13 protein-coding genes and 1 other annotated feature are annotated in these 12,431 nt (G+C 36.8%); of the genes, 4 read left to right on the top strand and 9 right to left on the bottom strand.

The genetic code is table 11. The features are described 5' to 3' along the window. Positions 1 to 5 precede the first annotated feature (5 nt). Together ACK3CR_RS16325 and ACK3CR_RS16320 are read left to right on the top strand one after the other, a co-directional pair. Positions 6 to 1,211: an MFS transporter gene (locus tag ACK3CR_RS16325; RefSeq protein WP_243510368.1), complete on the top strand. Its 1,206-nt coding sequence runs from the start codon at positions 6 to 8 to the stop codon at positions 1,209 to 1,211. A gap of 163 nt (positions 1,212 to 1,374) precedes the next feature. Continuing rightward, positions 1,375 to 1,863: a CBO0543 family protein gene (locus tag ACK3CR_RS16320; protein ID WP_243510373.1), complete on the top strand. Its 489-nt coding sequence runs from the start codon at positions 1,375 to 1,377 to the stop codon at positions 1,861 to 1,863. A gap of 36 nt (positions 1,864 to 1,899) precedes the next feature. Here the strand turns inward: ACK3CR_RS16320 and ACK3CR_RS16315 are convergent, their stop codons facing one another. Then, the gene (locus tag ACK3CR_RS16315; protein ID WP_410914539.1) at positions 1,900 to 3,240 is read right to left on the bottom strand and encodes an amino acid permease; all 1,341 of its coding nucleotides are present in this window, start codon (positions 3,238 to 3,240) and stop codon (positions 1,900 to 1,902) included. A gap of 472 nt (positions 3,241 to 3,712) precedes the next feature. Between ACK3CR_RS16315 and ACK3CR_RS16310 the strand changes: the two genes are divergently transcribed. Next, the gene (locus tag ACK3CR_RS16310; protein ID WP_243510375.1) at positions 3,713 to 4,183 is read left to right on the top strand and encodes a hypothetical protein; all 471 of its coding nucleotides are present in this window, start codon (positions 3,713 to 3,715) and stop codon (positions 4,181 to 4,183) included. Between the two features lie 523 nt (positions 4,184 to 4,706). Here ACK3CR_RS16310 and ACK3CR_RS16305 read toward each other — a convergent pair. The 4 genes from ACK3CR_RS16305 to ACK3CR_RS16290 form a co-directional block, all read right to left on the bottom strand. Beyond that, positions 4,707 to 5,435, bottom strand: a complete 729-nt coding sequence (locus ACK3CR_RS16305) for a hypothetical protein (RefSeq protein WP_488975772.1) — start codon at positions 5,433 to 5,435, stop codon at positions 4,707 to 4,709. Positions 5,436 to 5,533: 98 nt separating this feature from the next. After that, positions 5,534 to 6,118, bottom strand: coding sequence for a DJ-1/PfpI family protein (locus tag ACK3CR_RS16300; RefSeq protein ID WP_430238869.1), 585 nt, complete (start codon positions 6,116 to 6,118; stop codon positions 5,534 to 5,536). Positions 6,119 to 6,246: 128 nt separating this feature from the next. Beyond that, a complete protein-coding gene (gene tyrS, locus ACK3CR_RS16295) occupies positions 6,247 to 7,497 on the bottom strand; it encodes a tyrosine--tRNA ligase (protein ID WP_488975771.1) in 1,251 nt (416 codons plus the stop codon). A 39-nt stretch (positions 7,498 to 7,536) separates the two neighbouring features. Then, positions 7,537 to 7,757 (bottom strand) — a binding site (T-box leader). A gap of 11 nt (positions 7,758 to 7,768) precedes the next feature. Then, on the bottom strand, positions 7,769 to 8,230 hold the full coding sequence (locus tag ACK3CR_RS16290) for a MarR family winged helix-turn-helix transcriptional regulator (protein WP_430239767.1): 462 nt from the start codon (positions 8,228 to 8,230) through the stop codon (positions 7,769 to 7,771). A gap of 216 nt (positions 8,231 to 8,446) precedes the next feature. Between ACK3CR_RS16290 and ACK3CR_RS16285 the strand changes: the two genes are divergently transcribed. Next, positions 8,447 to 8,887, top strand: a complete 441-nt coding sequence (locus tag ACK3CR_RS16285; RefSeq protein ID WP_488975770.1) for an Hsp20/alpha crystallin family protein — start codon at positions 8,447 to 8,449, stop codon at positions 8,885 to 8,887. A gap of 154 nt (positions 8,888 to 9,041) precedes the next feature. Here ACK3CR_RS16285 and ACK3CR_RS16280 read toward each other — a convergent pair whose 3' ends face one another. The 4 genes from ACK3CR_RS16280 to ACK3CR_RS16265 form a co-directional block, all read right to left on the bottom strand. Beyond that, positions 9,042 to 9,413, bottom strand: a complete 372-nt coding sequence (locus ACK3CR_RS16280; RefSeq protein ID WP_019395484.1) for a GIY-YIG nuclease family protein — start codon at positions 9,411 to 9,413, stop codon at positions 9,042 to 9,044. A gap of 57 nt (positions 9,414 to 9,470) precedes the next feature. Next, positions 9,471 to 10,595 carry an NAD(P)/FAD-dependent oxidoreductase gene (locus ACK3CR_RS16275; protein ID WP_488975769.1) on the bottom strand — a complete coding sequence of 375 codons (1,125 nt, stop codon included), beginning with the start codon at positions 10,593 to 10,595 and terminating at the stop codon, positions 9,471 to 9,473. Between the two features lie 102 nt (positions 10,596 to 10,697). Further along, positions 10,698 to 10,952: a sigma-G-dependent sporulation-specific acid-soluble spore protein CsgA gene (locus ACK3CR_RS16270; RefSeq protein ID WP_243510387.1), complete on the bottom strand. Its 255-nt coding sequence runs from the start codon at positions 10,950 to 10,952 to the stop codon at positions 10,698 to 10,700. Positions 10,953 to 10,969: 17 nt separating this feature from the next. Further along, positions 10,970 to 12,373: a Na+/H+ antiporter NhaC family protein gene (locus tag ACK3CR_RS16265; protein WP_243510390.1), complete on the bottom strand. Its 1,404-nt coding sequence runs from the start codon at positions 12,371 to 12,373 to the stop codon at positions 10,970 to 10,972. Between the last annotated feature and the right edge of the window lie 58 nt (positions 12,374 to 12,431).

The raw sequence follows: 12,431 nt of genomic DNA, 5'->3' as shown, positions 1-12,431 counted from the left end.
AGGTTATGAATTCTTCACAAGCTCAAAAGCTTAGCGGAAAAAAAGAGCCTTTTCCAATTGCTCTTCTTTCCCTAACGTTAGGTGCTTTTGCCATTGGAATGACAGAGTTCGTTATTATGGGCATCCTTCCAAACGTTGCGGAAGACCTTCACGTTAGTATTTCAAAAGCAGGACAGCTTATTACAGGCTATGCGTTAGGCGTTGCCATTGGGGCCCCTATCCTAACGATTTTCACACACAGGGTTCCTCAAAAAATGCTGCTTTGCTTACTTATGTTTTTATTTATTCTTGGAAATGCCTTTGCTATTATTGCCCCAAATTATGAATTATTAATGGGCGCTAGACTTTTAACTGCATTATGTCACGGTACATTTTTTGGTGTTGGAGCTGTTATTGCTTCAAAGCTTGTTCAAGCACACAAACGTGCAAGTGCTGTTGCTACAATGATGGCAGGCTTAACGATTGCTAATATTGTCGGCGTGCCTGTTGGCACCTTCATTGGGCAACATTTAGGATGGAGAGCTTCATTTGGAGCAATTACAATAATGGGGCTGATTGCTTTTATTGGCATCATTATTTTCATTCCAAAACTTCGTCAAGAAGCGTCTTCAAACTTAACAAAACAGTTTGGCGCATTTAAGCAGCCAAAGCTTCTTCTTTTTCTTCTGCTTAGTGCATTAGGATGTGGAAGTTTATTTACTGTTTTCACTTACATTACGCCGTTGCTTGTAGACGTCACTGGCTTTCATGAACATAGCGTAACATGGATTCTTGTGCTGTACGGCTGTGGCGTTACGTTAGGAAACATTGTAGGAGGAAAACTGGCAGATTGGAAGCTTATGCCCTCTATCTTCGGAATATTTGCGGCCATTTGTATCCTTCTTTTAGTATTCACTGTTACAGTAAAAAGCCCTGTGGCAGCAGTTATTACAATGTTCTTTTGGGGAGCAGCAGCGTTCGCTGTTATGCCTGGTGTTCAAGTTAAGATTATGAATCTTGCACACGAAGCCCCTGCTCTTGCTTCAACATCTAACCATTCTGCAGCAAACTTAGGAAATGCATTTGGAGCTTTTCTTGGAGGAGTTGTTATTACTCATATGGGGCTTACATCTCTCCCTTGGATTGGCGCTATTTTCGTTGCGGTAGCGTTTCTAATAGGATTTTCAATTTATGTTGTTGAAAGTAAAGGGCAAAGCCGTGTTCAAGCATAATGAAAAAACCGTCTGTTTTTAAAAAGGCAGACGGTTTTTTCTATTGTTCTTTTCTCTGTATAATACGCCTAGTTCTCATCCACAATAAGCGACAGAAGCTAAGTATCTTATTATCATAACAGCATTCCCTTATTATCAAGGATCGCAAAAGGTGGTTGAAAACATGAGCAAAGCATTTGAGAAAGGCTTTTTGAAATTTTTGTTCTTCTTCACATTGCTACTATGCCCTTTTTTATTAAAAAGAATGGGAATGAAAAACTTTTTGCTAACCTTCTTGCTGAATGGCTTTACAAATGGAATTATCGACAGGTTTGTTGTTAATAGAAAATTAATCAAATATCCCGTTAGACTGCTAAAACGGGATTTCAAAATTCACGTCCTGTTTGATTTTCTCTTATACCCTGTAACGTCCATCCTTATCAACGAAACAACAAAGAAGGACGGAGTAATAATGACAGTTTGTAAAACACTATGTTTTATCAGCGTCATTGTCCTAGTCGAAACGTGGGCTGAAAAATATACAAAGCTGATTAGATGGAGCAGGAAATGGACTTGGTATTATAGTTTCCTTAGTATGGCAGTAAAATCATTGCTAAATAGGATCATTATCGGATCATTACGCAAAACAACAACAACAAAGAAAATAACCTAAAAAAAGCGTGTGAAATATCTATTTCACACGCTTTTTTTATCCTGCTTTATGCTGCTCGTTTTCGTTAGCTAATGTGGAACGTTTATGAATTCCAAATACATAATAACTAATCGTTACAATAATGAGAAAAACAATCCCGACAACTAGCGATACTCTTGTTTCATCGTTAAACCACATTCCAACAAGAACCATTAATAAAAAGGCAATTGTTAAGTAGTTTGTGAAAGGAGCAAAAGGCATTTTGAATGGATGTTTCTTCATTTCTTCTCCTTTAGCCTTTCTAAAACGGATTTGACTAATTAAAATCACAAACCAAGGTACCATACCTGGAAGAACACTTGCACTATATACGTACACAAAGATTTTAGGAGGTGCAACGTAATTTAACACAACGCCAATTGCTAAGCCGATAAGCACAGCTATCGTACCGTATAGTGGAACACCATTGCGAGAAACTTTTGTAAAAAACTTTGGTGCTTGTCCATTTAGACCTAATGTGTAGAGCATGCGTCCTGCACTGAAAATTCCACTGTTACATCCTGACATTGCTGCTGTAATGACTACGAAGTTAATGATCCCTGCCGCTGCTGTAATACCTACTTTTGCAAATGTAGACACAAATGGACTGCCTAATGAGTTAAGCTCGTTCCAAGGATACACCGTTACAATAACAAAAATAGCTCCAATGTAGAAGATTAAAATACGCCAGATAATACTTTGAATGGCACTTCTCAATGTTTTCTGTGGATTTTGTGCTTCCCCTGCTGTAATTCCAATGAGTTCTACTCCTTGATAAGCAGCAATTACAAGAGAAAGGGCAAAGAAAAACCCAGACCAGCCTCCAGCAAAAAAGCCGCCATGCTCCCAAAGATTTGAAATTCCGATTGCATCTCCGCCATTTCCAAGTCCAAAGAAGATAAGGCCAATTCCAGCAATAATCATAAGGACAATTGTAACTATTTTAATCATAGCGAACCAAAATTCAAATTCCCCAAATGATTTAACAGACACTAAATTAGCCGCTCCGAGAATAGCCATAGCTACGATCCCTGGAATCCAAGCTGGCAAGTCTGGAAACCAAAATTTCATGTATGCTCCAACTGCAATAATTTCGGACATTCCAACAATAATCCACTGAAACCAATTGCTCCATGCTGTCATATATCCTGCTAATGGATGAATATACTTATGACCAAATGTGGCAAAAGAACCTGTGCTTGGTTCAACGTAAAGCATTTCCCCCATTGCTCTCATAACAAAAAAGATAAAAATACCGCAAATCGCATATGCTAGGAGTACGGACGGGCCTGTCCACTGAATTGTACTTGTTGAGCCCATAAACAACCCAACACCGATTGTTCCTCCTAGAGCGATCATTTGAATATGACGCGACTGCAGTCCTCTTTGTAGCTCTTCTTTCTCCACTTTTGTTCCTCCTCTTTTCTCTGTAGTCTCCACGTGATGAAAGAGGGCTAAGCTTTTTCTGTTTGTACTAAAGCTGCCTTCCAAAATCATCTTTATATTTACTGGAATAGTTGAGAACATGCTTATTATTTATAAGTGCAATACTTTATTACTTATTCTATAATAATAAATTCTCCCTAAAAATACAATTGTTTTTTTCAGGAGAACAGCATATCCTTTCTATAATGATAGAGAAAATAAAAAGAGGTTCTCATTTTCTAAATATTTCCTTATGAGAATATAACTAAATTCAAATATTCAGAAAACTTTAGATAACTCTTTTCTTTTTCTAACCTTTCCTCTCCTTTTGTATAACTTTCCTCTATAACGTTCATTCTAAGAAAACACAGATTTTTTTATAAAATTTTGCTGAAAGGAAAAGAGAATGGTTGGACTGATTGTTGCTATTATTGTATTTAACGTGATCGCCTTTAAAACAAATAGAACGTTAACAGCTCATCAAATTTTACATATTTGGATGTTTACCATTGCCTTTCAGCAACTATTTGATCTGATGATTGAATATAAATATCACGGTTATTGGTACTTTGATCGGGAAATTGACTGGCTAGGGCTTCTTCCTCATACACTGTTGATTCCTCCTGTAAATATTATGTTTTTAAATTGGTATCCTGTTCATAAAACATTGATTCAAAAAGCAGCTTATATTGTCCTTTGGGTAATTTTCATTCTTCTCTATGAAGTAATAACAAAGTTACCTGAACCATGGGGGTATTTTCACTATGGCTGGTGGAGATTATGGCATGCTGCAATTCTTGATCCTTTCTTGCTACTAATTTTGCTTGGCTATTATAAACTAATAGCTTTCTTAGAAGAACGTGCCATTCAAAAATAAATTTTATGCTATAACTGCTTTTTCAACCTATCAAACAAGGCAACAAATACGTGAACAGCTTATTCATTCCCGTATTTATAACAGAAATGTTAGAAAATAAAAAACCTGACGTTCACTATAGAGCGTCAGAATATAAAAGAGGAAATTTTATTTTTCAACTGCTTTTATCAATGTATCACGTATGAAGTGCCTTGCGCTTTCAGCTTTTTCTAACCTTCCGCTATGTGTAAATCCGTGTACTGCTCTTTATATTGTTTATATTTCACCTCTATGCCAGCCTTTTGTAATTTTCCTGCATATAATATTCTATTTCCTTTGCAAGCGAGTCTCGCTCAACTGTAATGATAAGCACAGAAGGCATTCTGTTGAAGTCCTCCGCAAAAAGGAGTTAAAGGAGCAAATTTAGCGTTTCTTGTCATTTTGAAACATAGAGATCATTGAAAAGTTCTGCTACTTTAGGAGGGATCACTTCCTCAAATGGTGGTTTTTATTGAAAAAAGGCTTTTAAAAAGCCTTCTTTGTTTTACTGCTTATGAACATAGTTAAATAAAAGGTAGGTCATAACAAGCAAGTTTTCATGATGCTGAAACTTTTCTTTTACGTCAAAATAGTATCGATTCTTCAAAAATTCATATCGCCCGCCTTCTGCTACCAGTTCTCCCCCTTTTTTCACCTTTATATTTGATCCAATGCTAGAACAGGAGAATTCATAAAGAGAGCCGTTATAGTGCAAACAAAGCTTTTCTTTCAACTTAGCCGAATTTTTCAGTGAAAAATCAGTTTTAATCATTCCAATTTCCTTGTTATCCTGGATAATTTTCCAGCCCCAATTCAGCTTCCATACTTTTTCAGTTTGGTCAATAAATCGGATTTCATCTCCAGCCTCCCATTTTACAGCTAGGTTCATATACCACTGTCCGTCTCCTTCAAGAATGTCCACAATTATTTTATGCCCCCACTTCGCATAGTAACGGCGGTATTCTCCCCGCTTTGTTTCACCGAAATAAAGCATTTTTCTTCCTTTTGAATGTCGTTCGCCTATTTGGGTTGTCCAAAGCTTGTTTTCTGATTGTGCTGGTATGTACTTTTCATCAAGGCTGACTCTCCACTTTATAAAAATTAAAAGAAAAAACGCTCCAACTAGAAAGAAAGAGACTATTACAATATGCTCCCACTCAAATTCCCCCAAAATAATATAACGTAAAATAATGCCAAGCAGGGCAATAAAAAATAAAAAGAGCAATCTACCCAAAGTGTGGCCCACCTCCTTCTCTTATCATATACGAAAAAGGGAGAGAAAGGTTACCACTTTTACTATTTTTTTCTTAAGAAATTGTTTACATAATAAGTTTATGAGAAACCCATTAAACCTCTTACTTTCTCAACGTTTTTTCTGGAAGTTAACTTTTCTAACATAAGAAAGGAAACATCAAACCCTACCGATGGACTTGCGCATGTAATAATGTTTCCCTCATCAATAAGCGGAGCTTGGACTACCTCTGCTCCAAACTGTTGTAACTCCTGCTTTCTCGTACTTCCAGGATAGCTGTATGTTGTGGCTTTTTTCCCTTCTAAAATTCCGCTTTTTCCAAGCGCTAAAGCAGCCATGCAAATAGCTCCAATTATTTTTTTCTGCTGATGAAACTGCTGAATAATATCTTGAAATTCTTTAGAAAATGCATCTGTAAAATACCCTGCTTGTTCAAATCCTCCACCAATAGCAAGGGCATCGAAATCTTCTACTTTTACATCCTGTAAAAGCATTTCAGGCTTCACTCGAAAATTCCACGTACATTTCAATTCTTCCCTCAGTCCTGCTGTCACAAGTTCTGTCTCACCGTTACCTTCTATTTTGTTCCATCCAAAAACATCTGTAAAAACACTCGCTTCAACAGCTTCAAATCCGTCTGCTAAAAGAAGCAACACTCTTTTCATTTTGACCTTCTCCTTTTCACCCTATATGTAATGCTTTCTTCTGTTGTTATCATAAGCTAATAGTGTAAAGATTATTTACGGAATGGCTATGTTCGCAAAAAAAAGAAAGAGAGAGGTCCTCTCTTTCTTTAAGCTTTTACTCTTATTTTTGCAAATTTGCGTTTTCCAATTTGAATAACTAAACCATCAGAGATTACTAACTGCTCATCTTTGTGGACCACTTTCTCTCCATTTATTTTTACGGCGTTATTCTCAATCATTCTACGGGCTTCGCTTTTAGAACCAAGTAAGTTAGCGTGCATAATAAGATCAATAGGAGACGCTGTTTCTCCGCCCTTCCATTCTATTTCAGCTACATTTGTTGGGATCGCTCCTTGTTGAAATACGGAAGCAAAGTGTTGGCCTGCTTTTTTAGCTGCTTCTTCATCGTGGTACATGCTTACAATCGTTTTAGCGAGAAGCATTTTAGCTTTTTTCGGATGAAGCTCACCTTTTTCTAAACCTGCCTTTATTTTAGCTATTTCCTCTGGAGTGAACTTTGTTACAAGCTCAAAGTATTTAATCATCTGCTCATCTCTAATAGACATAGCTTTTCCATACATCTCCTCAGGAGTTTCGTCAATTCCAATGTAGTTATTTTTAGATTTCGACATTTTTTCAACACCGTCAAGTCCTTCTAACAAAGGCATTAAAAGCGCAACTTGTTTTTCTTTTCCAAACTTTTCTTGAAAATGTCTTCCCATTAAAATATTAAAATGTTGATCTGTTCCACCTAGTTCAATATCACACTCTAACATCACAGAATCATATCCTTGCATCACAGGGTAAAAAAATTCATGTAAGGAAATTGGTTTTCCTAATGCAATACGTTCTTCAAAGTCATCTCTTTCTAATAATCTTGCTACAGTTATTTTACCAGCTAAGCCGATAACCTCTTCAAAATTTAGCTTTGAGAGCCATTTAGAATTATAGTAAAGGTCTACTTTTGACATATCCATTACTTTTCCAAATTGCTCAAAGTATGTTTTAGCATTTCTCTTTACTTCTTCATCTGTAAGCTGTTTGCGCGCTACTGATTTTCCTGTTGGATCCCCAATTTTCCCCGTGAAGTCCCCAATTAACAGCTGAATCTTATGTCCATTTTCCTGAAACTGACGCATTTTATTCAATACAACCGTGTGTCCGAGATGCACATCAGGAGCAGAAGGATCTAATCCTAGTTTAATTTTTAAGGGTTCATTGTTAAGAATTGACTTAGCGAGCTTCTGTTCTAATTCTTCTGCCGGAATGATTTCTTGCACACCTTGAGTGTACAACTTCATTTGTCTCTTTACTTCTTCTTTTTGTTCTCTTGTTAATTTCTCGATGAAATTTTCCATTTTTCTTCCTCCTTAAATATAAAAAAACCACGTCTCCTAAAAAGGGACGTGGTTTTTGTTGACACGCGGTACCACCCTTATTGAAGAATACAAGTATTCTTCCACTTCATGATTAACGGTTCTTCCGTTCTTTGCTTTTTTATCAGGCAAAGAAAGCTTAAGGATTGTATTTCGCATTATCTTTATATCGACTCACACCACCCGCCGACTCTCTGAAATAGGGAGATAACCGCTACTAGAGTTCCTCTCATTGCTTTTTAAATATGAACTTTTAAAATTTGTTCGCTCGAATTACTTTTCGAAGCAGATGTGACATATAGTCTTTCTCCTCTGAGTCTAAACTTGAGACAATCTCAACTTCACCTTGATGAAAATGAGGATAAAGCTCTTCGATCACTTTTTTCCCTGCATCTGTTAAAAAAACATATGTTTTGCGCCGATCTCTAACATCACTTTTACGGTAACAAAGTTCTTTACGCTCAAGCGTCTTCGTAATATTGCTAATTGTAGCCTTTGTTACGCCAGCTGACGCGGCTAATGCTTTTGTTTCTTCTCCTTCTCTTACCCACAAATCATAAAGAAGTGAAAAAGCAGTCCATGATAATCCATATTGAGAGAGCACTTCTCTCTCCATTTTATTCCGTAGTCCTTGTGCAACTCGATAAATGTTTGTCACAACAGCAATGGCTTTCAAATCAAGTGAGCCAACTTTGGCATTTGTTAAAACATCCATGATTTCTTTCTCTTCTTGCAAAAGCTTTCCTTCCTTATCAAATGAATAAATATGACTCACCTCATTGAATTTTCAAAATCATTAGCTATGAAACGATTTTAACAAGAAAATATTTTTCTTGCAAGCTTAAAATAAATTATATTGTTTTTTATTGCACGTACGTTTTGAAATCAGGATGCATACTCTATAGTAAAAATACCTAGAGGAGGCATTAGAATGGACTCTAATGATAATAAGCTTTCAAAGCTATTTGAAAGTTCTCTTCAGAACGTTGTAAAATCGTTTGACTCTCTATTTCAAGAATCTGCAGGACAGCTTGGTCATTTATTAAATCAACAATCCTTTTATGTTGATGTTTATGAAACAGGGGATGAAGTAATTGTCGAAGCAGAAGTCCCTGGGTTCCGCAAAGAACATATTGAGATTAAACTTATTGGAGATCATTTAAAAATCTCAGCAGAGTACAACCAAACTGTTGAAAATGTAAGTGAAGAATCTGTTTCAATGAGGAGCTCTTCCATAAAAAAAACAGAACGACTTGTTGCCCTCCCATGCTCTGTTCAGGAAGAACAAGCACGGGCGCTTTATCAAGACGGAATTTTAAAAGTCATTTTGCAAAAGGGCGAGCAAAAACAGCGAAAAATTGAAATTGAATAAAAAAACGACCTTATCTAAAGGTCGTTTTTTATCTTACTCCTATTCTTTAGCAAGATTAGATGCACGGGAATCTTGACTATATTCATCTATCTTCTTATAAAAAAAGCGAGCGTAAACCTTTTGATATGAAAGGTTTGCACTCGCTTTTCTTCCCTTATTTATAAAACACTTTATCAATGTTATATTTTGCTTCTAGTTCATTAATGGCATATGTTTCATAAATTTCACGGTCAACAGGACGTTCTACAAAAGATACGGAAATTTTGTAGATTTCATCTCTGTAAGGTTTTAACGGGGATACGTTATCTTCAAGATGTCTTTTCACACGCTGTCTTAGCTTGCGCGCTTTTCCGACAAAAAGCACTTCATCTTCTTTATTATAGAAGAAAATCATACCGCCTTTATCACGTGGAATTTCGTGAAGATCAATGAATCCATTAATTGGGCGGATTCTTGGTTCTGCGCTTTCAGGCTGTTTTCTTCTTGTAATTGTTACATCTGATGCTGGAATACTAATTTTAATCATCATTTCACGTCCTATTCTTCAGTAAAAATAAATCGTAACATACGAAACTATAAAAAGCTATGCTTTTATTGAAGTGAGAGCTTCCTCAACAGAATAATTATGATGATCAAGCTCAGTTTCTTCTCCAAGAACAAGTTTGGCAAGTTCACTCCCAAGATAAGGTCCCGACGTTAAGCCAGATGCACCAAGCCCATTTGCCACAAACACATTCTTAATAGTTGGAACAGGACCAAAAACAGGCAAGAACCCTGGTGTGAATGGTCGAAACCCCACTCTTGTTTCAACAATTTCGCTATTTGAGATGCCTGGTGCAACAGAGATAGCTTTATCTAATACTTCGTGCAGTCCCCCTGCTGTTACCCGGTAATCAAAGCCTGTTTCGTTCTCATGCGTTGCTCCAATAACCATTTTCCCGTCTTCAAACGTTAAAATATACTGATCATTCGGTGGAATAACAACAGGCCAGTTCCCTGTATCTTCTTCAACGTGTAAATGAACAATTTGCGCTTTTTGAAACGTTACTAAAAATTCTAGCCCTAATGGTTTTAAAAGCTCATCTGCCCATGCTCCACCTGTGATGATAACTTCTCCATCATAAATGTCTTCATTGTTTATTTTTACTCCTGTGACTTCCCCGTCTTTTTCTAAAAGAGCGGCACTTCCTTCTAAGAGTATTGCACCATGCTTTTTCGCTCCATTAAGAAGAGCTTCTCTAAGCGCTCGTCCATTTACACGGGCTGCTCCACTTATATGTACAGAACTATATTCATCACTTAAAAGAGGAAATCGTTTTTTCGTTTCTTCCTTGTTTAACCTTGTAATCTCGCCGATTTCAGGCGCCTCTTCTCGACGTTTGTATGCTCTTTTTTCCATTCCATCTAATTTCTTTTCATCATAATGAAGACTAATAGCTCCAACTCTTTTATAACCTGTTTCATACTCTCCATCTTTTTCAAGATCAGAAATTAAACGATGATAGTATTTTGCTCCACCTTTAGCAAGTGCATACCACACTTTGTTACGACGCTGTGAAAGCCATGGACAAACAATACCTGCTGCAGCATCTGTTGCTCTCCCACGGTCTTTTCGATCAACCACAACAACCTCTGCTCCTTTTTTTGCTAAATGATAGGCTGTTGAAGCACCAAGAATTCCTGCGCCAACGACAATATATTTTTTCATTTTTACACCTTTTTCTTTTTATCTTCTCCTCTCCATTCTACAAATACACTCCGTTTTTTTCAAAGGAAGAAAAAAACGAACGAAAAAATCGCTCGTTTCTTTTTAAATAAATAAAACTTCATAAATATCACTAAGCTGACGCGCGCGCTCTTTGTCTTGTTCTTGATTAGAGTAATCAATAGCTTCTGTTAAAATGGCATTCAAATAGTGACTTTCTTTTGTTGTTAAATCTTCTACAAACGCTTCTTCTGTTTCGTATTCGTATGTTGAGAGACGTTCATAAATGGATCTCCCTAGCACATCTCTGTCAACGTGTGCCGCTAAAATTTCACGTAAATACTTTAATGATTGTTCCATACCTTCACTCCCTGTCTTCATATAAAGAAAATAGTTGCTGTATAAAGAACAGCTGCAATAACAGCCGCAATCAAAGCAGGCTTTAATTTATAGCGTGCGTAATCAACAACAGATAAATTCAAAATTTTTGCGATTGTGTTTGTATCATCGCTAAGCGGAGATGAAAAAGCCCCAAAAGAGCCGCTTGCAAATACTGCTCCTATAATTAATGGAAGCGAAACGCCAGAAACAGACGCAATGGAAACACCTAGAGGCATAAGAATTCCCCACGTTCCCCATGCTGAACCAATAAAATAAGAAACAGCTGCTCCAAATAAAAAAAGAAGTGGGGTTACAAACATTTGTGGAATCCAGCCTGAGTGAGCTGTGATGAACTGAGAAAACCCCAAGTCTTCGGCAACAGAGGAAAGCCCCCATACAACTGAAAGAAGAAGCACAACTGACATTAAATCATTTCCTCCAGTAACAAAGCTTGTAATAAGATCATTAATCTTAAAACGTTGAAAAAGAAAGAAAAAGGCTGAAAGCAAAATAGTTATAAGAAGAGATACAACCATTGCTTGAAGAACATCTGCTTTAATAAAGGCTCCAAAAAAGCTATTAGCTTTCGTGTGACCACTCCACCATGTTAAAAAAAGCGTTAATAAAATAACAAGAAGAAGAGGAACAAGAAGATTCCACGGTTTTGACGGCAAGTCTTTTGAAACAGCAGGATGACACGTATGCCAGTCTTCTTCTTCCGCTTCTGTTTCAACTTGTGTTGGAGCATTTGATTTTGAGTGGTGAAAAAAGCTTAAATAAATGCCAACTAAAATAATAACAAAAGCAAAAAAGTTGTATGGAATGCTTTTAATAAACATCGTATACGGATCTTCCGTAATCTTTTGGTTTTGCAGTGAAATTTGAATGATTGAAACCATATATCCTACAAAAGCAGTTGCTACAGGAATTAATACAATAATGGGCGTTGCAGTTGTTTCAATAACAAATCCTAATTCTTTTGTCGTCATTTTCACCTTTCTTAAAAGAGCACGCATAATAGGCGCAATTGTGACAAATCGAAACGTTGGTGCGCTAAATGTTCCAATTGTTGAAACATACGTAAGCAGCAGCGCTTTCTTTTTTGTATCAATCTTTTCAGCTGCTTTTTCTACAAATCCTTTAATTCCTCCTGAGGTTTTAATCATGCCAATTAAACCAGAAAACGCATAAAGGAATACGATAATTTCAATATTATTTTTATCAATTAGTGCCTGCACAATATAATGAAGCATCGTCTCCATCCCTCCAATAAGCGAAGGGGTATGAAGATATGAGCCAATTAATAAGCCAACCAAAAGCCCTGGTAACACTTGTTTCGTCCAGACAGCAATCGGAATGACAACTAAAAACGGGAGAATCGAAATCCAGCTACCTTCCATGTTTATCACCTATCTTAGAAAATATCTCTTTTCCCCCCATTGCAACAGCTCCTTTTGT

It is taken from the genome of Priestia sp. TRM10 (assembly GCF_057808375.1).
The sequence above is the reverse complement of the archived record's forward strand: the minus strand, read 5'-3'. Positions and strand labels throughout refer to the sequence as shown.